This is a genomic window from Allobosea sp. GW821-FHT10B12, assembly GCF_059415545.1.
The window spans coordinates 335,505-356,947 of sequence record NZ_JBWKNL010000002.1 but is presented as its reverse complement, the minus strand read 5'-3'; the positions used below and the strand labels follow the sequence as shown (position 1 = coordinate 356,947).

Below are 21,443 nucleotides of genomic sequence, written 5' to 3'. Positions count from 1 at the left end.
GCGCGAGATCAAGCGTTTTCGCCGCCGCCGGGGCCCTTGCCACGCTTTGAGACGAGTTGCTTGAGCAAGGCGGCTTCGCGTGCCCAGCTCAGCGCCGGTTGCGCGGGATAGCCGCCATAGCGCGCGCCGCGCGGAACATCGCCGGCGACACCGCTCTGGGCGGCGATCTGCGCGCCCATGCCGATCGTCAGATGCCCCGCCAGCCCGACCTGTCCGCCGAGCACGGCGAAATCCTCGAGCGTGCTCGAGCCGGCCATGCCGACCTGGGCGCAGATCACGCAATGCCGCCCGACCACGCAGTTGTGCCCGATCTGCACGAGGTTATCGATCTTGCTGCCCTCGCCGATCACCGTGTCGCGGCTAGCGCCGCGATCGATCGTCGTGTTGGCGCCGATCTCGACATCGTCCTGGATGATGACGCGGCCGACCTGCGGCACCTTCATGTGCCCCTTCGGCCCCATGGCGAAGCCGAATCCGTCCTGGCCGATTCGCACGCCGGGATGAATGATGACACGATTGCCGATCAGGGCCGCTTGCAGCGTCGAGCCGGCGCCGATCGCGCATTGCCGTCCGATCCGCACCTGCGCGCCGATCACGGCGTTGGGGCCGATCACCGTGCCGGCACCGACCTCAGCGCCCGGTCCGATCACTGCCCCCGGATCGGCCGTGACATCGGCTTCGAGCTTGGCCGTCGCATGCACGAAGGCACCGGGAGCGACGCCGGCGGAGCCGAACATCGAGCCTGGCCGCAGCGCCTGCGGGTGAAAGACCGAGAGCAGCTTGGCAAAGGCATGGTAGGGCGCCGGCGTGACCAGCGCGACGGTGCCGGCAGGCACGCGCTCGACGAAGCGCGGGGAAACGAAGCAGAGCCCCGCAGTCGTCGCGACCAGCGCCGCGACATATTTCGGATTGTCCATATAGGCGGCGTCGCCGCCGCCGGCCGTCTCGAGCGGCGCAACGCCTTCGACCCGGCGCTCCGGATCGGCGCCCTCGGGCAAGGTGGTGCCTGACAAGGAAGCGACCTCGCTGAAGGACAGCGAGGTCGCGATCGGAAAGAAACTGGGATCTGCCATATGATGATCCGTTGCGGGGCGCGCGGGCGCCCCGCCGGTCAGAAGCGGGCGCCGCCCGAGAAGCGGAAAGCCTGCGTCCGGTCGCCACCGTACTTGCCGGTGATCCCGGTGCGCGGGTCGGTGCCGATCTGCCCATCGTCCTTCGACAGCGCATAAGCGTAGTCGAAGCGGATCGGGCCGAGCGGCGACTGCCAGAGCAGGCTCACGCCGATCGAGGAGCGGATGACGTTCTTGTCACGCACGCAAGCGACATTGTTCTGGTAGACCGAGTTGGTGGCCACGTTGAACTGACGCGCTTCCGAACCAGCCGGGCAACCCAGGAAGGCCCCGTTGGTGATGCCCTTCGAGCCGCCGTCGTAGTTGAACAACGTACCGGCATCGGCGAAGACCGCGCCCTTCAGGCCGAGGTCGCGCGGCAGACCGAAGATCGGGAACTGCACTTCGAGCGAACCGCCGAAATAGGTGGTGCCGCCCAGCGCGTTGGCCGTCGGATCGTTGGACACGTCACGCGGACCGATGCCGGAAGGCGCGAAGCCGCGCACCAGTGTCGGGCCGAGGAAGTAGTGGTCGATCATGCGCAGATCGCCGCCACCGGTCGACTGGACGTGACCGGCCTGGACACGCGCGATACCGACGAAGTCCTCGAGGAACTCCTTGTAGTAGCGCGCATCGGCGCTGACGCGCAGGAACTTCGAGTCGCCGCCGACGCCAGCGAACTCCGGCTTGATCTCGGCGACGAAGCCGTTGCGCGGGCTCTGGTAGTTGTCGAGCGAGTTGTAGTTGAAGTTCAGGCCCACCAGCGAGGTCAGGGTCGTCCCCTGCGCCTCCTTGACCGCGACCGTCGCCTCGCCATTCGTCAAGCAGTTGAACGTCGTGGTCGCGTCCACCGCACCGGCGGTGCCAGGCGTGATGCCGTCGATCGGGAAGGTACAGTCGTTATACGGCTTGTTGTAGGTGTTCGGGATCTTGATCTCGGTCGTGTAGATCGAATAGCGCGGCGTGATCGAGAACTCTTCCGTGATCGGGAAAGAGAATCGTACCTGGCCGCCAGTCACCCGGCTCTCGAAGTAGCCGATATTGGTGTTGTCGTTGAACTTCGAGAAGAGGTCGAAGCCCGCCGCGATCCGGTGGCCGAGGAAGTACGGCTCGGTGAACGAGAAATCGATACCCTGAGTGCGCTGGCCCATCGTGCCGGCGATACGGACATACTGGCCGCGACCGAGGAAGTTCGACTCCGACAGCGAAACCTCGCCGATGACGCCATCCGAGGTCGAATAGCCGCCCGCGATCGAGAACGAGCCGGTCGCCTTGTCCTCGACATCGATATTGACGACCACGCGGTCAGGCGCGCTGCCCGGCTCGTTGGTGATGCGGACCTTGTTGAAGAAGCCGAGATTGTTGAGGCGGCGCTCCGCACGGTCGACGAAGACCTTGTTGTAGGCATCGCCTTCGCCGAGATCGAGCTCGCGGCGGACGACATAGTCACGCGTACGGGTGTTGCCGCGCACATTGATGCGCTCGACATAGACCCGCGGCCCTTCCTCGACCACATAGGTGATGCCGATCTGCCCGCTGGCCGCATCGCGCTCGCCGCGCGGGCGAACCTGCGCGAAGGCATAGCCGCGCTTGGCCACCTCGGTGGTCAGGCTGACCAGCGAACGCTCGACCGCCTCGGCATTGTAGGTATCGCCGCTCGACGTGTTGACGAGCGATTCCAGCACGGCCGGATCGACATCGCGCAGCCGGGAATCGACGCCGACATTGCCGACCTTGTACTGCGGACCTTCGTCAACGGCGATGTCGACGACCCAGCCACCGGCCGCATCGTCGAAACGCGCATCGCTCGAGACGATGCGGAAGTCGGCATAGCCGTTCTTCAGATAATAGCGGCGAATCAGCTCGAGGTCGGCGTTGATCCGGTCCGGATCATAGACGTCGGAGGTCTTGATCCAGCTCAGGAAATTCGACTCGGTCGAAGCCATCAACCCGCGCAGGCGCGACGAGGAGTAGACGCCGTTGCCGCTGAAATTGATCGACTTGATACCGGTCTTGCCGCTCTCCACGATGGTGAAGACCACGTCGGAACGGCCGTTCGGCAGCGGCTGAATACGGCCGCTGATCGTGGCGAGCCCGTAGCCGGCGCGACGATAGACTTCCTTGAGGCGCTCGACGTCGGCATCGATCAGTTGCTGGCTCAGCGGGCCGTGCGCCTTGGACTGGACCTGACCGAGCAGGACGTCGCCCTTCAGGCGGCGATTGCCCTCGAAGGCAACGCGGTTGATCGTATCGTTCTCCTGGACGGAGACGACGGTCTGCGCCCCGCGGCGGCTGACCTGAACGTTGGAGAACAGGCCGGTCGCCATGAGATTCTGGCGAATCTCCTGCGGGCTGCCTGAGCCCTGCCCCGTCACATAGGAGCGGATCGTCTCCGCATCGACGCGACGGTTGCCCTGGACAATCACGGACTGCGCGAACACCACGCTACCGCTGACGGCCACCATGATGGCCGCAAGTCCGACTGATCGAGAGAGCCGCATGCGCAAGGACCGGCTCTGAAGCGTCGACGTCATCGGGTCGCCTATTCCATTCTTTGGGTCGCCACCCCGCAAGCGGGGAACCCCGCTACAGGCGAGGCTCGGCGACATTGAAGACCAAACGCTTCTACAAAGTTTCCCGCGGGGTGCAAACCGCCATTGTCGTTAACAAAAGATTTTTGCGGGGGTCGTTGCTGGGAGGTCACGCGTGCCGGCCGAGAAACCGGTCCGGCAGGCGAAAACCGGCCATAAAAAGCCACAATCCATAGGCGCGAGACAGCTTTAGCGCCGAACGCTGTCAGCCCGGTGCAAGCTAGTTTGCGCCGGGCTGACAGAGAGCCGGATCACAGCAGCGAACGGACGTGGACAAGGTCGTTCCAGGTCACGAACAGCATCAGCATCAGGACGAGTCCCAGCCCGACTCGGAAGCCGATCTCTTGGGCCCGTTCGCTCAGCGGTTTGCCGCGCAGTGCCTCGATTGCGTAGAACAGCAAATGGCCGCCATCGAGCATCGGTACCGGAAACAGGTTCATCAGCCCGATCGAGACCGAGAGCAGCGCCGCTAGGTTGATCAGTGCCAGTAGCCCGCCGCTGGAGGCGACCATGCCCGAGACCTGGGCAATGCGGATCGGCCCCGACAATTGGTCGGTCGATTCCTTACCCTTGATCAGCTTGGCGATGTAGTCATAGGTCCGCTCGACCACGAACCAGGTTTCGCTCATGCCGAGCAGCACGGACTGGCCGAGGCTGAAATGCTGCGTCGTCCAGTCCTCGGCCTTCGCCGACGCCTGGACCCCGATGATTCCGAGCCGCTGCTTCCCCAGTGGCGACGAGGTCTCGACCAGGTCGGGCGTCACCGAGACGACGACCATGGCGCCGCCCCGCTCGACCGTCACCGGGAACGTCTCGCCGGGGCGGATCGAGATCGCCCGCTGCAGGTCACTGAAGCTCTTGATCTCGCGGCCATCCACCAGATGGACCAGGTCGCCTGATTGCAGCCCGGCCCGCGCCGCCGCTCCGCCGACCGTGACGCTGTCGACACGCGGCGCCAGGGTCGGCTTGCCCACGAAATAGGCGGTCGCGCCGAAGATCAGGATGGCGAGCAGGAAGTTCGCGATCGGCCCCGCGGCCACGATTGCCGCCCGTTCGCCAATCGACTGAGCCGGGAAGGAGCGCTCACGCTCCTCGCGGCTCATGCCGGCGAGCGCGTCGCCGTCGGTCGAGCTGGCGGCGTCGGCATCGCCTGAGAACTTGACGTAGCCGCCGAGCGGAATCAGCGCGAAACGCCAGCGCGTGCCGTGCCGGTCGTTGAATCCGAACAGCTCGCGCCCGAATCCGATTGAAAAGGTCTTCACATCGACGCCGCACCAACGCCCGACCAGGAAATGGCCGAGCTCATGCACGAACACAACGAGGGTGAGGACGAACAGGAATGGCAGCAGATAGCCCAGCAGGAAACTCGCCGCGTGCCAGGCCGATCCGAGGATGTCCATAAAACTCTCCCGACTTCAGTCACTAAGTGACAGTGAAGCGCCCCCCGGACAAGAGCGCGCCGGTCCGGTTTCTCGCATCTTGGTCAACGGCGAGCGCCTCCGTGACATCGGAAGGCGGCGACAGCGGGGCACCCGCCATTTGCTCGCAGACAGCCTCGACCAAGGCGGGAATCGCAGGGAAAGCGATGCGCCGATCGAGGAAGGCCTCGACCGCGATCTCGTTGGCAGCGTTCAGCACGGCCGGCATGGCGCCACCTTCCGCGAGCGCCGCGATGGCGAGGCGCAGCGCCGGGAAGCGGGCGAGATCGGGCCGCTCGAAGGCGAGCGGGCCAGCCGCGACCAGATCGAGGAAGCGGCTCGGCGGCGCATCCAGCCTGCCGTCGATTCCGAGGCAGTGCGCCGCAGCCACGCGCATGTCCGGCACCGCCATGCCGGCGCTGACCGAGCCGTCGCGGAAGGTGACGAGGCCGTGCACGATCTGCTGGGGATGAACGAGCACGTCGAGCTGGTCGGCGCCGAGCTCGAACAGGAATGAGGCCTCGATCAGCTCGAGCCCCTTGTTCATCATGCTGGCGGAGTCGATCGTGATCTTGGCGCCCATCGCATAGTTCGGATGGGCGAGCGCCTGCTCGGGCGTGGCGGCGGCGATCTTCTCGGCGGTCCAGGTCCGAAACGGACCACCCGATGCCGTCAGCGTCATCGTACGGATCGCCGAGATCGGCTCGGCTCCCAGCACCTGAAACAAGGCATTGTGCTCGGAATCGAGCGGCAGGATGCGGGCGCCGACCGCCCTCGCCCGCGCCATCACCGCGGCGCCGGCGCAAACCAGGCTCTCCTTGTTGGCGAGCGCGACGACACGTCCCGGCGTCAGCGCCGCGAAGGTCGCCTCCAGCCCGGCCGCCCCCGAAATCGCGCTGACCACGATGTCGCTGTTGAGCGAAACCGCTTCGAGCACGCCCTCCCGCCCGGCGCCGTGGCGGATGCCGCTGCCGGCCAGCGCGGCGGCGAGTTCCTCGCCTTGCCGCGCGTCCGCGATCGCCGCGAAGCTTGCGCCAGTCTCGCGGGCGATCTGCGCCAGTCCCGCCGCATCGCGACCGGCGACCAGCGCAGCGACCTGCAGCCGCTCCGGATTCTCGGCGATCACGGCGCGCGTCGAGCGGCCGATGGAGCCGGTGGCTCCCAGGATGGTGACTGTGCGGCGCATCGAAAAATCAGTGTCCCAGGCGCGCCAGATAAAGCAGCAGGCCAGCGAAGACCAGCACGGCCCAGTAACCGTCGAGCCGGTCGAGGAAACCACCATGGCCGGGAATCAGATGACTCGAATCCTTGGCGCCAAAGCGGCGCTTGATCGACGATTCGAACAAATCTCCCGCCTGGCTCGCCGCCGAAGCCGCAAACGACACGGCGAGCACCGGCCAGAGACCGGAAGGCAGGCCCGGGAAGAACCAGGCCCAGACGGCTGCCCCGCACAAAGTCCCCGCCGCTGCGCCACCGAGCGCGCCGGACCAGGTCTTCTTCGGGCTGACACGTGGCATCAGCTTCGGCCCGCCCAGCGCCCGCCCGGTGAAATAGGCGGCGATGTCGGTGAGCCAGACCACCGCAAAGGTCCAGATGATCAGAGCCAGCCCCATCCCTGGGGTCTCGCGCAGCACAGGCGTCACCAGCGCGAAGCAGAGCGCATAGGCGACGCCGCAGGCCTCGAGCAGGCGCTGATTACTGGCTTGCGTCGTGACGATTGCGCCGATGAGCCCGGCGAGCGCCGCGACACCCGCAAGCGCAGCGCCGCTCAACGGCAGGAAACTAAGCACGAGCCCTGCCAGCCCGACGCCGATTCCGCCGGCGACGGCGTTCCTGCGGCTGACGATGGCGAGCCATTCATAGGCGACGACGCCTGCGACGGCGGTCCAGATCAGGCGGAAGGACCAGCCGCCGAGCAGGGTGACGCCGAGGATGACCGCGGCGAGCACGAGCGCCGAGACGACCCGCAGGCGAAGCTCGGATGCGCCCGCGCTGGCGCCGCCCTCATTCACGCGACCCCCATCTTGGCTTCGGCGGGCTGGCCGACACCGCCATAGCGGCGCTCGCGGCGCTGGTATTCGGCCAGCGCATCCTCGAGCGCCTTGCGATCGAAATCGGGCCAGAGCACCGGCGTGAAGACGAACTCGGCATAGGCCGCCTGCCAGAGCAGGAAATTTGAGATGCGGGTCTCGCCCGAGGTGCGGATCACCAGATCCGGATCCGGCAACGCAGCGGTGTCGAGATAGGAGGACAGCACCTCCTCGCCGACCGCCTCGGGCGCAAGCCGGCCAGCAGCCACGTCCCGGGCGATGTCACGCGCCACACGCGCGATCTCGTCGCGCGAGCCGTAGTTGAAGGCGACGACGAGGGTGAGACCGGTATTGGCCTGCGTCATCGTCTCGGCGCGTTCGACGAGCGCCCGCAGGTCGGGAGCCAGATCCTCGCGATTGCCGATGATCCGGACCTTCACGCCGGCCTCGTTCAGCTCGGCGAGATCGTTCTCGACGAAACGGCGCAGCAGCCCCATCAGGAACGAGACCTCGGCCATCGGCCGGCGCCAGTTCTCGGTCGAGAACGAATAGAGAGTCAGGACGCGGATGCCGAGATCGCCGGCATTGCGGACCGTGCGCCGCAGCGCCTCGAGACCACGGCGGTGGCCTTCCTGGCGCGGCAGGCCACGCATCTGCGCCCAGCGGCCATTGCCGTCCATGATGATGGCGACATGGGCAGGAGCAGGATCGGGCGCTGCCGGGCGCGGGCCGTCTGACATTGAAAATGCCTCTTCTGGGCCAATTGCCCGTGCGTCGATGATACCGGACAGCGCCGCGCAACGCACTTTAGACGTGCAGGATTTCCTTTTCCTTGGCGGCGAGCGCCTGGTCGATCTCGCCGATATGCTTGTCGGTCGCCTTCTGGACTAGATCGGTCTGCTTGGTGACGTCGTCCTTGGGCATATGCCCGTCCTTCTCGAGCTTCTTGATCAGGTCCATGCCGTCGCGGCGCACATGCCGGACAGCCACCTTGGCGTCTTCGGCATATTTGTGCGCGACCTTGACCATCTCCTTGCGGCGCTGCTCGTTGAGCTCCGGGATGCGGATGCGCAGCACCTGGCCTTCGGTCTGGGGATTGAGGCCGAGATCGGATTCGCGGATCGCCTTCTCCACCGCCTGGACCATGCTGCGGTCCCAGACCTGGACCGAGAGCAGGCGCGGCTCGGGCACGCTGACGGTGGCGAGCTGGCTCAGCGGCGTGCGGGCGCCATAAGCCTCGACCGTGATCGGATCGAGCACATTGGCGGAGGCGCGGCCAGTGCGAAGCGAAGCCAGGTCGCTCTTGAACTTCTGCACGCCGCCATCCATGCGGCGATTGAGATCGGCGAGATCGAAAGTGGTCTGGGCCATCGTCTTCAAAACCTTGTCGAAACCGGTCGGACCGGAGCCGGAAATGCGCGCGACCATGGCGAGCACCCGCCCCAGGGTCAAGGATTTATGCTTCAACAGCATTTTCCCCCGCAGGTCTGCAAGGGGATTCGAAGCTCAACCGCCGATGCATATCGGATAAGCTCGCCGATGGGCTGGCTATCCCCGAGAGCACGTCCTAGCTCAGCACTGCAGCCGCGCGAGCGGTCAGCGCAGCCTCGAGGAGATGTCTCATGCCCCGGCTGAACCGCATCATCGAAACCGCGCTCTATGTCGATGACCTCGACCGCGCGGCGGCATTCTATGAGGAAAAGCTCGGGCTCGCGTCCATGCTCAAGACCAGGACGCTGTTCGCCTACGATATCGGCGGGCAGAATGTCCTGCTGCTGTTCCTGCGCGGCGCCTCGGTGGAGACGCAAGCCTCGGAACGAGGCAGCATCCCGCCGCATGATGGCCAGGGCCCGCTGCACATCTGCTTTGCCGTCGATGCCGAGGAGCTGGCGTCATGGGAGGCGCAGCTCGGGCAGCACGGCGTAGAGATCGAAGGCCGGATGCGCTGGAATCGCGGCGGCGAGAGCATCTACTTCCGCGATCCCGATGGGCATCTGCTCGAAATCATGACGCCCGGCAACTGGCCGAACTACTGACGGCTCAGGGCGTGACGTAGGTCGCCCTGCCCTCGCCGCGCAGCACGGCGGCGAGCATGCCGGGTTCGGCGATCGAGAAGACGACGATGGTGAGCGCTGCATCGCGCGCCAGCGCGAAGGCGGCGGTGTCCATCACCTTGAGGTCGCGCCGGATCGCATCCTCATGGGTCAGCGTGTCGTAGCGGGTCGCGCTCGGATCCTTCTTCGGATCGGCCGAGTAGACGCCGTCGACCTGCGTCGCCTTGAGGAGATGGCTGCAATCGAGCTCGGCCGCGCGCAAGGCCGCGCCCGTGTCGGTGGTGAAATAGGGATTGCCGGTACCGCCGCCGAGGATGACCACCTTGCCGTTGCTGAGATGGTCGAGCGCGCGCTTGCGGGCATAGCTCTCGCAGAGCGAGGGCATCGGCACCGCCGACATGGCGCGCGCCGGGGCGCCGGCACTCTCGATCGCATGTTCGAGCGCGAGCGCGTTCATCACCGTCCCGAGCATGCCGATCGAATCGGCGCTGGTGCGGTCGAGGCCTTTGGTCAGTCCCTGCACGCCGCGGAAGAAGTTGCCGCCGCCGACGACGATGCCGATCTCGACGCCCTCGCGCGAAGCATGGGCGATATCGGCGGCGAGCGCAGTGAGCGTCGCGCCGTCCAGACCATTTCCTGCAGGCCCGGCAAGGGCTTCGCCGGAGAGCTTCACGAGAACGCGTTTAGGTCTCATCGGGGCTCTCCACTGCTTGCACCACATCACCGGCCTCACCGATTCGGCAGGCCGGCTCTTCCTACTTACAAAAAAGGCCGCGCGAGGCGCGGCCTTTCTGAACGCTATCAACGGGCTTGTCAGCCCGTGGTGCCGCCGGCCGCCGCGACCTCGGCGGCGAAGTCGGTCTCTTCCTTCTCGATGCCCTCGCCGAGCGCGAAGCGGGCAAAACCGGTGAGCTTGACCGGACCGCCGACCTTGCCTTCGGCCTCCTTGAGCACCTGCGAAACCGACTTCGAGCCGTCATGGATATAGGCCTGCTCGAGCAGGCAGTACTCCTTGGCGTAGCTCTTCAGCCCGCTCTCGATGATCTTGGCGAGCACATGCTCGGGCTTGCCGGCGTTCTTCTCGGCCAGGATCGCCTTCTCGCGCTCCAGCACCGCCGGATCGACCGAAGCGAGGTCGAGCGCGACCGGATTGGTCGCGGCGATGTGCATGGCGAGCTGGCGGCCGATCGCGGCGAGCTCGTCGCCCTTGCCGCTCGACTCCAGGCCGACGATGACGCCGATCTTGCCGAGCCCGTCAGCGACCGCGCCGTGGACATAGGAGCCGATCACGCCGGCCGAGACGGAAACCGAGCCGACACGGCGCAGCGTCATGTTCTCGCCGATCGTGGCGATGGCGTTGGCGATAGCGTCGGCGACGGTGCCGCCGCCCGGATAGTGATGGGCGGCCAGCGCCTCGACATCGCCGCCACGCTCGAGCGCGACATCGGCGATGGTGCGGGCCAGCGCCTGGAATTCGAGATTGCGGGCGACGAAGTCGGTCTCGGAGTTGACCTCGACCACGACACCGCTATGGCCACGAACGGCAACGGCGACGAGGCCTTCTGCGGCAACGCGGCCGGCCTTCTTGGCGGCCTTCGACAGGCCCTTGGCGCGCAGCCAGTCGATGGCGGCTTCCATGTTGCCGTCGGTGGCCGAGAGCGCGGCCTTGCAGTCCATCATGCCCGCGCCGGTCTTGTCGCGGAGTTCCTTCACCATGCCGGCGGTGATCGCAGCCATTTGCGTCGTCCTTGCTGTCTTGGCGGCTCGCCCGATGGCACGCCGCAACTCTAAATCCGGTCCCCATTGGCAAACGCCGACGCTCCGTTTCCGGCGTCGGCGCTGCTTGGGCTCAATCAGGTATCAAAGTGCGACGCGCCGATGACGCGTCGCAATTCGTAAGATCAGGCGTCGGCGAGATCGCGCGCCTGGGCAACCCAGCCCTGGCTCTCGATGCGGCCGGCGAGCTTGAGGTCGTGGTCAACCTTGCTGACATCGGCCGGGCTCATGGCAGCGAGCTGCCAGAAGTGGAAGATGCCGCCGTCGTTGAGCTTCTGCACGATCTCCGGGCCCATGCCCGAGAGGCGCATGAAGTCGTCCGGAGCGCCGCGCGGAGCGGTCAGCAGCTCGAATGCCTGAGCCTGGCCCTCAGTGGCGGCCGGCTCGGCGAGCGCGGTCTCGACAACCGGGGCCTCGGCAGCGCCGAGATCGATGCCGCTGTCGCCCGAGGCGCGCGAGATGCCGTCGATGGCCGAGCGAGCGATCAGGTCGCAATAGAGCTGGATGGCGCGGCCGGCGTCGTCATTGGCCGGGACCGGGAAGGTGATGCCGTCCGGATCCGAGTTCGAATCGACGATGGCGGCGACCGGGATGCCGAGGCGCTGAGCCTCCTTGATCGCCAGCTGCTCCTTGTTGGTGTCGATCACGAAGATCATGTCGGGCGTGCCGCCCATGTCCTTGATGCCGCCAAGCGCCTTCTCGAGCTTGTCGCGCTCGCGGGCCAGCATCAGGCGCTCCTTCTTGGTCAGACCGGTACCGCCGCCGGAGAGCAGCTCGTCGACTTTGCGCAGGCGCTGGATCGAGGCCGAGATGGTCTTCCAGTTGGTCAGCATGCCGCCGAGCCAGCGGGAATTGACATAGTACTGGGCCGAACGCTTGGCGGCATCGGCGATGGCGTCCTGCGCCTGGCGCTTGGTGCCGACGAAGAGGACGCGGCCGCCGCGGGCGACGGTGTCGCTGACCGCCTGCAGGGCGCGCGAGAGCATCGGCACCGACTGCGACAGGTCGAGGATGTGGATGTTGTTGCGCGTGCCGTAGATGAACGGCGACATCTTCGGGTTCCAGCGGTGAGCCTGGTGGCCGAAGTGGGCGCCGGCCTCGAGCAGCTGACGCATGGAGAAATCAGGCAGAGCCATGGTGTTCTTGTCCTTCCGGTTGAGCCTCTGGGGAGCGAATGAGCCGGCCATAGGCTGACCAGTCACCGGAACGCCTCGGTGTCGAGGTGATGCTCCCCATGTGGGATAGGGCGCGCCTTACACGCGATGGCGCAGGAATGCAAGGCTTCGGAAGCCGCTGTCAGAGCGAACCGACCTCATAAGCCACCTCGTAGGCGCCCGGCACGGCGCGTTCCAGCAAGGGGCGCACGCGCCCCATATGACTGGTGAAGCGCTCGTCACGACTGAAGCGCGACGCCGCCTCCTCGGATTCGAACATCGTAACGAGGACGACATCGCGATCCTCGCGTGAACGGAACAGCCGCCCGCCGATCAGCCCCTCGACCTTGCCGCGCAAGGCGTGATGCTGGGCAAGCTGCAACTCCATGAACTCGGCGAAGCACTCCGGCTTCGGCGTGATGACGCTGATGTTGACGACAGGCTGGTCGGACATACCCGGCTCCTTGCTTGCGATGCGGAGCCGGGTCGATACGGCCTCAACCATAGTTGAGGTCAATGCCTGCCCTGCCAGATATTGGCAGGAGCGGCCGCCACGCCTCCTACTTCGGCAGCGAGGCGGCGGCCTTCAGCACGACGTCGCCGATCTGCTTGCAATAGGTCGCCGACGAGCCGCCCTGCGCCTTGGCGATCGTCTCCAGATCCTGGGTCACGCCCATCATGGAGATCGTGCCCTTCTTGCCGGTGGCCTCAGCGGCGTCGCCCGCACTCTTGTCGGCCGGCGGCGGGATCAGCGCCAGCACCTTGCGCTGGACCTCGACGACATCGGCACCGACATGCCCCTTTTCGGCGCAGTAGCTGAGAACGCCGAGCTGGTTGCGGCCGGCCTGATAGGCCGTGGCAAGCTGGTCGGCCTGGCTCTGGGCGAAGGCCTGACCGCCGGACAGGGCCGCCAACACGGCAATAGCGCTGAAACGCTTGAAGGAAAGCAGCATGACAATCTCTCTCAAGTTGAACGCATCCGCAGATGCAAGCCCCGCTTCCCCGGCGCCAGAATAGCCTTCCTGCCCGATGCGACAAGAACGCGACAGGAAGCCTCGGGTCCGCTGCGAAAGCGAGCCGCCCTTGTGACGACCTGATACCGTTTCGCCGAAAGCGCCCCCTCCCCGCCGCACGGACGGCCGAAGCGGAATGTCATCTGTATTTCGTCCGGCATTCGCTTTTCCGCTACTGCAGGAACCTCCACCAGCCATAACACTCCCTCGCCTGACAACGTTCGGCCCAACGGCTGCGAGGAGGAGACCATGCAGGTGATCACCCATAATCCGAGCCGCGGCATCTATCCGGCGACCTCGGACTACGCCCATGCAATGGAGGTGGTCGCGCCGCAGCGGCTGCTCTTCATCAGCGGCACGATGGGGCTCGACGAAGCCGGAAAGCCCGCTGCGACGCTCGACGAGCAACTCGCGCTGATCTGGAACAATCTGCGCGCGATCCTCGCCTCGGCGGATATGAGCGTCGACAACATCGTGCGGCTGACCAGCTATCTGCGCGATGCCAGCTTCGTCGAGGCCAACCAGAGCGCCCGTCTCGCCGCCCTCGGCGGCCGCGCCATCCCGACCACCGCGATCGTGGCGCAGACGCTGCGCGAAGACTGGCTCGTCGAGATCGAGGTGATCGCTGCGGCTTGATATCGGTCGCCTTCGGGCCGCGTACACGGCATCTCGTTGTCAAAGCATTCACGCCGGTTTGCTAGGGGTGCCCCGAGTCGACTTGGATGAACACGGCGTGTTGCTCGATCTGAGGACAATCTATCTGGCGGGTGCGATCACCGCCTTGATTCTCGGCTTCGTGCAGCTTGCCGCTTACGCAACCGGCCGCTTCGAACGCTGGCCGCTCTGGTGGGGGCTGAGCAACCTGCTGCTCGGGCTCGGCTTCATCGGCGTAGGGTTGCGCGATTTCATACCTGACATCGTCTCGATTCCGCTCGCCAACACCGTCAGCTGGATCGGCTATCTGCTTGTCCTCTATGGAGTGAGGAGCTTTGCCGGACGGCCCGCGCGCCTGCCGCTCTACACCTTGGCGGTCGCGGCCGCTGCCATCCCGCTGGTCCTGTGGAATGAACCCGACGGCTTCGTCAGGCGGGTCGTGCTCGTCTCCGCCCTCGTCATGGCCTGCGATGCGCTCCTGGTCCGGGAAGGCCTGCTTTTGTGGCGACGCGAACGGCTCGTCTCCGGAGCCATCCTGGCGGCCCTGTTCGCACCGACCGTGCTGCTGTTCGCACTGCGCGCCTGGCTCGCCGTGACCGGAGAGCTCGGCGCTGAACTGTTTCCCGCCGACAACGCGAAACCCTGGTTCGCCGTCACTGGCACCGCCTTCGTGCTCCTCCGGAGCAGCGCATTGCTGCTGCTCGCTGCCGAGCGCAGCCGCAACAGGCTGGTCACGATCGCCCAGCACGATCCGCTCACCGGCGCGATGAACCGCAGCGGCCTGGAGCGTGCCATGGAGCGCCTGGCGGCCGAGGCCGCCAGGCGCCCTTACCAAGTCGCCCTCCTCCTGATCGACATCGATCACTTCAAGAGCCTCAACGACACGCACGGCCATGCCGCCGGCGACCGCATCCTGCAGCTCTTCGCCGAGGCTGCGCGCAACGAATTGCGCGCTGGCGATACCCTGGCGCGGCATGGCGGTGACGAGTTCGTCGTCATCCTCCCGCATATGCGCGCGACCGAAGCGGTCCGCGTCGCAAACCGCCTCCGGGCCGCTTTCGCGCGGGCGCTGGCCGATTGGGATGAAGCCTCGCTTCAGGCGACGCTCAGCATCGGTGCCGCCGAGGGTAGTGCCGCCAGCGACGAGCTGGAGACCTTGTTGCAGCAGGCAGACGAGGCGCTCTATCGCTCGAAACGGCTCGGCCGCGACCGGGTCCAGGTGCAGATCCGCGCCTTGGCGAGGTGAACGTTTCTCAACCTATCAGATCGGCGAACCTGGCCCGCCTCACCCCGAGCGCGGTCATCTCCGCCCAGGCGCGATCGAGCGAGCCGTCGAGGTCGATGGCGCGGCAAGCCTCCTCGACAACGAGGGTCTCGAAGCCGTGGCGGGCCGCGTCCTGCGCCGTCCAGTTGACGCAGAAATCGGTGGCGAGGCCGACGACTGCGACGCGCCCAATGCCGCGCTCCCGGAGATAGCCGCCGAGCCCGGTCGGCGTGGTGCGGTCGGCCTCGACGAAGCCGGAATAGCTGTCGACCTCGCGGCGGCAGCCCTTGCGGATCACCGCCTGCGCCATGGCAAGGTCGAGGCCGGGATGAAAGGCCGCGCCCGCGCTGCCCTGGACGCAATGGTCCGGCCAGAGCACTTGCGCCCCATAGGACATGGCGACCGTCTCGAACGGCGCCTTGCCGGGATGGTTCGACGCGAACGAGGAATGTCCGGCCGGGTGCCAGTCCTGTGTCAACACAACGGTGGCGAAACGCTTGCCGAGCTCGTTGACGAGTGGAACGACCTCGTCGCCGCCGGCGACCGCCAGGCTGCCGCCCGGGCAGAAATCGTTCTGGATATCGACGACGATCAGCGCTGTCCGGGCGTCGATCACGAGCTTGCCCTCACCAGAGCATTTTCGAGCGAAGCGGCACCGGTTCGCGTGAAGAAAATGCGATAAAACAAAGAGTTAGGGAATTTCTGCGATTCGGAGAAACGCAGAAATGCTCTAGGTGGCGGTCCGCGTCATCCGGGTGATGCCCTTGCGGGCGGCGAACATGCGGCCATAGACGTCGCCGGCGAGATCGGGCCGGTAGCAACGCTGTTCGAGCAGCGGGTCCCAGATGTGCTCAACGGTATCGATCAGCTCGAAATCCGCCTTAAGACGCGCCTCCAGCTGCAGGCGATTCCTGCGGTTTTGGTATTCAAGCAGCACCAGCGAGGTCTTCGACAGGTCGAGATGGTCGAGCACGTCGCCCTCCCCACCCTCGATGTCGATCTTGACGATGTCAGCCGAGGGCAGGCTCGCCGGATCGACCACCGCGACCTCGTAACGCTCGACCATCGCGCCGGCCACGAACGTGTCGCCGGCATAGGAGGCGAGCCCCGACTCGCCATCACCGGCGAAGCGGCTCAGGAAAGTCGCGGTCTTCTGGCCGCCGGGAAACAGCGCGGCGTTGACCGTGACGATGTCACGGCGCCGGTCGGTATTGCGCTTCAGGAGCTCGTAGGTGCCGGGATGCGGCTCATAGGACGTCACGGTGCTGCCCGGCCAGCGCGCGCTCGCCCAAAGCGCGAAGGAGCCGACATTGGCGCCGATGTCGAGGATATCGAGGCCGACGCCATCATAGCCACATTCGTACTCGCCTTCGAGCACGTCCTTGATCGCCCAGTGCATCGCCTCGGGCACGGCAAGGCTCATCGGAATGCGCGCGACGTATTGCTTCATCGTCCCCCCGGAGACTGTCGTTGTCTGTGGGCACTCTGATGCCTTGGCCGCCGACAGCGCAAGGCTGGGCTGAGAAAGTCCGTCAGCGCAGCTCGACGTTCACCACGCCCGGCGCAGCACGCACGGCATTGGCGACCTGCTGATTGACAGGATAGCGCCCCGGCAATTCGATCTCGACCTCCTGTGCGCCGTCGTCGAGGATCATCACCAGCGAGATCTTGCCGTCGGCGCGCACGCCGTCGCGCGGCTTCACCCGCTCGGCAATAGATGTCAGCGCCTTGTCGTCGCGCAGGAAGATGCAGAGGTCCTGCTTCTGCCGGTTGGCGAGTTCGTCGAGCCGCTCGACATCCTCGATGCGCGGGCGCACCTCCTCGCCGTCGAGCACGGCCGAGAGCCTGATCACCAGCGCCGCGCCGGGCTCGAGCAGGTCGCGATAGCGCTGCAGCCCCTCCGAGAACAGGATCGCCTCGAACTGTCCGGTCGGATCGGAGAGCTGGACGATGCCCATCTTGTTGCCGGACTTGGTCCGTCGCTCCGATCTGTCGATGACGGAGGCAGCGACCTTGGCGATCGAGGTGCCGCTGGCGCGGACATTGCGGGCGAAGTCGGCATAGCTCTGCACCCGCAGGCGCTTCAGCACATGCTCATAGTCGTCGAGCGGGTGGCCGGACAGGAAGAAGCCGACCGCTTCGTGCTCGCGCTTCAGTCGTTCGGCCGGGGCCCAGGGCTCCACCTGCGGGATGCGGAATTCCTCCTGCACCACCCCGCGGCCGAGCATGTCGAGCTGTCCGGCGGCCGCTTCGTCGCGGGTGCGGTTCGACAGCGCCAGCATGCCGTCGACTGCCGCCATCGCCTTGGCGCGCTCCGGCTCGATCTCGTCGAGCGTGCCGGCCGAGATCAGCGCCTCGATCGTACGGCGGTTGACCAGGCGCGTATCGATCCTTCGGGCGAGATCGGCGAGGTCGCGGAACGGGCCTTCCTTGGCGCGCGCCGCGACGATCGATTCGACCGCGGCGCGGCCGACGCCCTTGATCGCGCCGAGCGCATAGCGGATCGCTCCGTCGGCGACGTCGAAATCGACGCCGGAGCGGTTGATCGAGGGACGCTCGACCTTGATGCCGAGCCGCTCGGCGTCACGCCGGAATTCCGAGAGCTTGTCGGTATTGCCGATATCGAGCGTCATCGACGCAGCGAGGAATTCGACCGGATAATTGGCCTTGAGATAGGCGGTCTGGAAGGCGACGACGGCATAGGCCGCCGCATGGCTCTTGTTGAAGCCGTAGTCGGCGAACTTCGCCAGCAGATCGAAGATCTCGGAGGCCAGGTCCTTCTTCAGGCCGGCCTCGATCGCGCCCTTCACGAAACGGTCGCGCTGGGCGTCCATCTCGGCCTTGATCTTCTTGCCCATGGCGCGGCGCAAAAGGTCAGCTTCGCCGAGCGAATAGCCCGAGAGCGCCTGCGCCACCTGCATCACCTGTTCCTGGTAGACGATGATGCCATGCGTCTCTGACAGGAACGGCTCCATGCCGGGATGGAGATAGGTCGGCTCCTCCAGCCCGAGCTTGCGGCGGCAATAGGTCGGGATGTTGTCCATCGGACCGGGGCGATAGAGCGCCACCAGCGCGATCAGGTCCTCGATCCGGTCGGCCTTCATCTCGACCAGCGCCTTGCGCATGCCGACCGATTCCACCTGGAACACGCCGACCGTCTCGCCGCGCGCCAGCATCTCGTAGGTCTTGGGATCGTCGAAGGGCAATTGCGCCAGGTCGACCGCAATGCCGCGCTGGGCGATCAATTGCACCGCGATGGTCAGCGTCGTCAGCGTCTTCAGGCCGAGGAAGTCGAACTTCACCAGCCCGGCCTGCTCGACCCATTTCATGTTGAACTGGGTGACGCGCATGCCGGTGCGCGGATCGACCGAGAGCGCGACGAGCTGCTCCAGCGGCCGGTCGCCGATGACGACGCCGGCGGCGTGGGTCGAGGCGTGACGGTGCAGGCCTTCGAGCTTCTGGGCGATCTCGAGCAGCCGGCCGACCACCGGCTCCTCGGCCGCAGCCTCCTGCAGCTTCGGCTCGCCGGCGATCGCTTCCGGCAGCGTGATCGGCTTGGCCGGGTTCTGCGGCACCAGCTTGGTCAGCTTGTCGACCTGGCCGTAGGGCATCTCCAGCACGCGGCCGACATCGCGCAGCACGCCGCGCGCCTGCAAAGTACCGAAGGTGATGATCTGGGCGACGCGCTCCTCGCCATAGCGATGCTTGACGTACTCGATCACCTCTTCACGCCGGTACTGGCAGAAGTCGATGTCGAAGTCCGGCATCGAGACGCGGTCAGGGTTGAGGAAACGCTCGAACAGCAGGCCGAAGCGCAGCGGGTCGACGTCGGTGATGGTCAGGGCATAGGCGACGAGCGAGCCCGCGCCCGAGCCGCGGCCCGGCCCGACCGGAATGTCGTGATCCTTGGCCCACTTGATGAAGTCGGCGACGATGAGGAAATAGCCCGGGAATTTCATCCGGGTGATGATCGAGAGCTCGAAGGCGAGTCGCTTTTCGTAGTCCTCGGTGGTGAAGCCGGTGGCCGGTCCATGCTTGGCCAGCCGCGCCTCGAGGCCCGCCTTCGCCTGACTCTCCAGCTCGTCCGCCTCATCGCGCCCTTCCTCGCCGAAGCGCGGCAGGATCGGCTTGCGCGTGCCGACACGCCAGGAACAGCGCCGGGCGATCTCGACGGTCGAGGCCAGCGCCTCCGGCAGGTCGGCAAAGCGCCGCTTCATCTCTTCGCGGCCGGCGAAGAAATGGGCCGGCGACACCCGTCGGCGCTCGCCATCCGAAAGCAGCCGGCCTTCCGCCACGGCGAGCAGCGCGTCATGCGCCTCGAAATCCGCCGGCTTGCCGAAGAAGGGCTCGTTGGTGGCGACGATCGGCAAATCATTGTCATAGGCGAGCCGGAGCAAACCGGCCTCGACCGCCGGCCCGTCCTCGCGCTCATGGCGCTGGATCTCGACATAGAGCCGGTCACCGAAGATCGCCTGCAGGCGCTTCAGGCGTGCTTCCGCCTGCGGCGGCTGGCCGGCACGCAGGGCAAGGTCGAGCGGACCGCCCGCGCCACCTGTCAGCGCGATCAGATCGCTGTTGCTGGCGGCAACCTGATCGATGCTCGCAACCGGGCTGCCGGCGCCGGCGGCGAGGCAGGCCTGCGTCACCAGCTTCATCAGATTGCCGTAGCCGGCCTCGTTGGTCGCCAGCAGGACGAGATGCGGCGTGACGCTCTGGACCGGCTTGCGTCCACCCGTATCTTCATCGGCAAAGTCGACGGAAAGCTGCACGCCAGCGATCGGCTGGATGCCGGAACTCGCCAGCTTCTCCGAGAATTCCAGCGCGCCGAAGAGGTTGTTGGTGTCGGTCAGCGCCATGGCCGGTTGGCCATCACCGGCGGCAAGCTTGGCGAGCGCGCCGACCTGGATCGCACCTTCGAGCAGCGAATAGCTCGAATGGACATGCAGATGGACGAAGCCGACCTCGTCCTGAACCAGTAAATCGTCTTTGCGGTCGGTCATCGCACCCTCCGGCGCGCTCCCGGCCGGCCTGTGGGCCGAGCGAAAAAGAACCTGCGCCGATTCGTCATCCTGGAGCATGCTCCGAACCGGTTATTGCGCGCCACTCCGCCCCGGTCGAGCCGGCCTCCATGAGAGGCTGTGGACACACCGCGAAACGTCCACCACGTCCGTCCTGCTCTGCCGCTCAGACATGCGGTCCAGAGGCGAGCGCGGCCCAGACCCAGATCATTCCGACGAAGAGCGCCAGTGCGAGGAACTCCACGGCCCCGGCCATCAACTTGCGAGCAACGAGCATGTCCGATCTCCAATGTTCTCTATATGTTCAGTTTAATTCCCTCTTTGTTCACGTCAATATCGCAAAGTCAGCGGCAATCGGGAGAAACCGCATGCGGTTAACGCGGATTTACCGAGGCTGCGAAAGCGTTAACGCCAGCACTGTCGCCGCGGCGGAATCAGATACGGTCGCACCATGACCCCTTCCCCCGATCAGGCGCATCGCAAGCGACGCGACGAGGCGCTCGGCGTGCTGCTCATGGCGGCTGCGATGCTGATCATTCCGACTTCGGATGCCATCGCGAAATATCTCAGCGGCGCCCACTCGCCGGCCTTCCTGAGCTGGGTGCGCTATGTCGCGGCGCTCGGTTTCATCCTCCCGGTCGCGCTGATCCAGCACGGGCGGGCGCCGGTGCATAAGCGCGCATCGTCGGGCCGATACTGGCTGTCGCAAATCCTGCGCACCGGCTTCCTCGTCACGGCGATGACGCTCTATTTCGTGGCGATCGCGCGCATTCCCTTGGCCGATGCACTCGGCGCCTATTTCATCGCGCCGATCGCAGCGACCCTGCTCGCCGCGATCGCGCTGCGCGAGCGGCTCGACCGGCGCAAGCTCTTGGCCGTGCTCCTCGGCTTCGTCGGCGCCATCCTCGTCGTGCGCCCCGGGACCGAGACCAGCACCGACACGTTGATCGCGCTGGCCTCCGGCTTCTGCATGGCCTGCTATCTGGTGCTGACGCGCGCGACGGCGCAGGACAGGCCGCCAGTGGCGACCCTGACGATCCAGCTCACCCTCGGCATCCTGATGCTGATGCCCTTCGCCCTGCTGCAATGGACGACGCCGACGCGCGACGGACTGCTGCTCATTTTGCTGATGGGCCTGGTCTCGACGCTCAGCAATCTGATGACGATCAGCGCCTTCCGCCTGGCGCAGGTGCAGACGCTCTCGCCCTTCGTCTATCTCGAATTGATCGGCGCGACCGCGCTCGGCTTTGTCCTGTTCGGCGACCTGCCCTCGCCGACGACCTGGGCCGGAATCGCGGTGATCGTCGTCGCCGGGCTGATCGTCGTGACCGCTTCATCAGCGCGCCGTGAGAGCTGAGGCCG

19 protein-coding genes are annotated in these 21,443 nt (G+C 66.1%); 4 read left to right on the top strand and 15 right to left on the bottom strand.

From position 1 onward, the window contains the following. Window positions 1-8 precede the first annotated feature (8 nt). From lpxD to frr, 7 genes are all read right to left on the bottom strand, one after another. The gene (gene lpxD / locus AC07O0_RS06910; protein ID WP_494621297.1) at window positions 9-1,073 is read right to left on the bottom strand and encodes a UDP-3-O-(3-hydroxymyristoyl)glucosamine N-acyltransferase; all 1,065 of its coding nucleotides are present in this window, start codon (window positions 1,071-1,073) and stop codon (window positions 9-11) included. 38 nt (window positions 1,074-1,111) lie between these two features. Further along, window positions 1,112-3,574 (bottom strand): outer membrane protein assembly factor BamA, encoded by a 2,463-nt coding sequence (bamA, locus tag AC07O0_RS06905; protein ID WP_494621295.1) that lies wholly within the window; start codon window positions 3,572-3,574, stop codon window positions 1,112-1,114. A 377-nt stretch (window positions 3,575-3,951) separates the two neighbouring features. Continuing rightward, window positions 3,952-5,100: an RIP metalloprotease RseP gene (gene rseP, locus AC07O0_RS06900; protein WP_494621293.1), complete on the bottom strand. Its 1,149-nt coding sequence runs from the start codon at window positions 5,098-5,100 to the stop codon at window positions 3,952-3,954. Between the two features lie 22 nt (window positions 5,101-5,122). Then, a complete protein-coding gene (gene dxr, locus AC07O0_RS06895; RefSeq protein WP_494621291.1) occupies window positions 5,123-6,304 on the bottom strand; it encodes a 1-deoxy-D-xylulose-5-phosphate reductoisomerase in 1,182 nt (393 codons plus the stop codon). A gap of 7 nt (window positions 6,305-6,311) precedes the next feature. Next, window positions 6,312-7,130: a phosphatidate cytidylyltransferase gene (locus tag AC07O0_RS06890; protein ID WP_494621289.1), complete on the bottom strand. Its 819-nt coding sequence runs from the start codon at window positions 7,128-7,130 to the stop codon at window positions 6,312-6,314. Next, window positions 7,127-7,888 (bottom strand): isoprenyl transferase, encoded by a 762-nt coding sequence (locus tag AC07O0_RS06885; RefSeq protein ID WP_454027637.1) that lies wholly within the window; start codon window positions 7,886-7,888, stop codon window positions 7,127-7,129. Before AC07O0_RS06885 ends, AC07O0_RS06890 begins: the two co-directional genes overlap by 4 nt. 67 nt (window positions 7,889-7,955) lie before the next feature. Further along, window positions 7,956-8,519, bottom strand: coding sequence for a ribosome recycling factor (gene frr, locus AC07O0_RS06880; protein ID WP_092154115.1), 564 nt, complete (start codon window positions 8,517-8,519; stop codon window positions 7,956-7,958). A gap of 251 nt (window positions 8,520-8,770) precedes the next feature. Between frr and AC07O0_RS06875 the strand changes: the two genes are divergently transcribed. Further along, the gene (locus AC07O0_RS06875) at window positions 8,771-9,184 is read left to right on the top strand and encodes a VOC family protein (RefSeq protein WP_494621286.1); all 414 of its coding nucleotides are present in this window, start codon (window positions 8,771-8,773) and stop codon (window positions 9,182-9,184) included. A 4-nt stretch (window positions 9,185-9,188) separates the two neighbouring features. On the opposite strand, the gene pyrH is transcribed toward AC07O0_RS06875, so the two are convergent. The 5 genes from pyrH to AC07O0_RS06850 all read right to left on the bottom strand — a co-directional run bounded on the left by pyrH (window position 9,189) and on the right by AC07O0_RS06850 (window position 13,085). After that, window positions 9,189-9,896 (bottom strand): UMP kinase, encoded by a 708-nt coding sequence (gene pyrH / locus AC07O0_RS06870; RefSeq protein WP_494621284.1) that lies wholly within the window; start codon window positions 9,894-9,896, stop codon window positions 9,189-9,191. A gap of 119 nt (window positions 9,897-10,015) precedes the next feature. After that, the gene (tsf, locus tag AC07O0_RS06865; RefSeq protein WP_454027640.1) at window positions 10,016-10,939 is read right to left on the bottom strand and encodes a translation elongation factor Ts; all 924 of its coding nucleotides are present in this window, start codon (window positions 10,937-10,939) and stop codon (window positions 10,016-10,018) included. Window positions 10,940-11,103: 164 nt separating this feature from the next. Next, entirely contained in the window at window positions 11,104-12,114 is a 1,011-nt protein-coding gene (locus AC07O0_RS06860) for a 30S ribosomal protein S2 (protein WP_494621282.1), read from the bottom strand. A 160-nt stretch (window positions 12,115-12,274) separates the two neighbouring features. Next, window positions 12,275-12,586 (bottom strand): antibiotic biosynthesis monooxygenase family protein, encoded by a 312-nt coding sequence (locus AC07O0_RS06855; RefSeq protein WP_494621280.1) that lies wholly within the window; start codon window positions 12,584-12,586, stop codon window positions 12,275-12,277. Window positions 12,587-12,692: 106 nt separating this feature from the next. Further along, a complete protein-coding gene (locus tag AC07O0_RS06850) occupies window positions 12,693-13,085 on the bottom strand; it encodes a pore-forming ESAT-6 family protein (RefSeq protein ID WP_454027643.1) in 393 nt (130 codons plus the stop codon). A 309-nt stretch (window positions 13,086-13,394) separates the two neighbouring features. On the opposite strand from AC07O0_RS06850, the gene AC07O0_RS06845 reads away from it, so the two are divergent. Then, window positions 13,395-13,781 (top strand): RidA family protein, encoded by a 387-nt coding sequence (locus tag AC07O0_RS06845; RefSeq protein WP_494621278.1) that lies wholly within the window; start codon window positions 13,395-13,397, stop codon window positions 13,779-13,781. Between the two features lie 97 nt (window positions 13,782-13,878). After that, complete coding sequence (locus tag AC07O0_RS06840; protein WP_494621276.1) at window positions 13,879-15,045, top strand: GGDEF domain-containing protein; 1,167 nt, start codon at window positions 13,879-13,881, stop codon at window positions 15,043-15,045. Between the two features lie 7 nt (window positions 15,046-15,052). On the opposite strand, the gene pncA is transcribed toward AC07O0_RS06840, so the two are convergent. The 3 genes from pncA to dnaE form a co-directional block, all read right to left on the bottom strand. Then, on the bottom strand, window positions 15,053-15,679 hold the full coding sequence (gene pncA, locus AC07O0_RS06835) for a bifunctional nicotinamidase/pyrazinamidase (RefSeq protein ID WP_494621275.1): 627 nt from the start codon (window positions 15,677-15,679) through the stop codon (window positions 15,053-15,055). 114 nt (window positions 15,680-15,793) lie between these two features. Beyond that, window positions 15,794-16,513 carry an FkbM family methyltransferase gene (locus AC07O0_RS06830; protein WP_494621274.1) on the bottom strand — a complete coding sequence of 240 codons (720 nt, stop codon included), beginning with the start codon at window positions 16,511-16,513 and terminating at the stop codon, window positions 15,794-15,796. A gap of 82 nt (window positions 16,514-16,595) precedes the next feature. Beyond that, window positions 16,596-20,063 carry a DNA polymerase III subunit alpha gene (dnaE, locus tag AC07O0_RS06825; RefSeq protein ID WP_494621272.1) on the bottom strand — a complete coding sequence of 1,156 codons (3,468 nt, stop codon included), beginning with the start codon at window positions 20,061-20,063 and terminating at the stop codon, window positions 16,596-16,598. Window positions 20,064-20,532: 469 nt separating this feature from the next. Between dnaE and AC07O0_RS06820 the strand changes: the two genes are divergently transcribed. Beyond that, entirely contained in the window at window positions 20,533-21,438 is a 906-nt protein-coding gene (locus tag AC07O0_RS06820) for a DMT family transporter (RefSeq protein ID WP_494621270.1), read from the top strand. Window positions 21,439-21,443: the final 5 nt, after the last annotated feature.

Excerpts from the sequence above, each read along its gene's own strand:
- dnaE (WP_494621272.1), bottom strand. The coding sequence starts at position 20,063 with ATGACCGACCGCAAAGACGATTTACTGGTTCAGGACGAGGTCGGCTTC.
- AC07O0_RS06820 (WP_494621270.1), top strand. The coding sequence starts at position 20,533 with ATGACCCCTTCCCCCGATCAGGCGCATCGCAAGCGACGCGACGAGGCG.
- AC07O0_RS06885 (WP_454027637.1), bottom strand. The coding sequence starts at position 7,888 with ATGTCAGACGGCCCGCGCCCGGCAGCGCCCGATCCTGCTCCTGCCCAT.
- AC07O0_RS06860 (WP_494621282.1), bottom strand. The coding sequence starts at position 12,114 with ATGGCTCTGCCTGATTTCTCCATGCGTCAGCTGCTCGAGGCCGGCGCC.
- frr (WP_092154115.1), bottom strand. The coding sequence starts at position 8,519 with ATGGCCCAGACCACTTTCGATCTCGCCGATCTCAATCGCCGCATGGAT.
- pyrH (WP_494621284.1), bottom strand. The coding sequence starts at position 9,896 with ATGAGACCTAAACGCGTTCTCGTGAAGCTCTCCGGCGAAGCCCTTGCC.
- AC07O0_RS06830 (WP_494621274.1), bottom strand. The coding sequence starts at position 16,513 with ATGAAGCAATACGTCGCGCGCATTCCGATGAGCCTTGCCGTGCCCGAG.
- bamA (WP_494621295.1), bottom strand. The coding sequence starts at position 3,574 with ATGGTGGCCGTCAGCGGTAGCGTGGTGTTCGCGCAGTCCGTGATTGTC.
- rseP (WP_494621293.1), bottom strand. The coding sequence starts at position 5,100 with ATGGACATCCTCGGATCGGCCTGGCACGCGGCGAGTTTCCTGCTGGGC.
- AC07O0_RS06855 (WP_494621280.1), bottom strand. The coding sequence starts at position 12,586 with ATGTCCGACCAGCCTGTCGTCAACATCAGCGTCATCACGCCGAAGCCG.
- AC07O0_RS06845 (WP_494621278.1), top strand. The coding sequence starts at position 13,395 with ATGCAGGTGATCACCCATAATCCGAGCCGCGGCATCTATCCGGCGACC.
- AC07O0_RS06875 (WP_494621286.1), top strand. The coding sequence starts at position 8,771 with ATGCCCCGGCTGAACCGCATCATCGAAACCGCGCTCTATGTCGATGAC.
- AC07O0_RS06850 (WP_454027643.1), bottom strand. The coding sequence starts at position 13,085 with ATGCTGCTTTCCTTCAAGCGTTTCAGCGCTATTGCCGTGTTGGCGGCC.
- tsf (WP_454027640.1), bottom strand. The coding sequence starts at position 10,939 with ATGGCTGCGATCACCGCCGGCATGGTGAAGGAACTCCGCGACAAGACC.
- lpxD (WP_494621297.1), bottom strand. The coding sequence starts at position 1,073 with ATGGCAGATCCCAGTTTCTTTCCGATCGCGACCTCGCTGTCCTTCAGC.
- dxr (WP_494621291.1), bottom strand. The coding sequence starts at position 6,304 with ATGCGCCGCACAGTCACCATCCTGGGAGCCACCGGCTCCATCGGCCGC.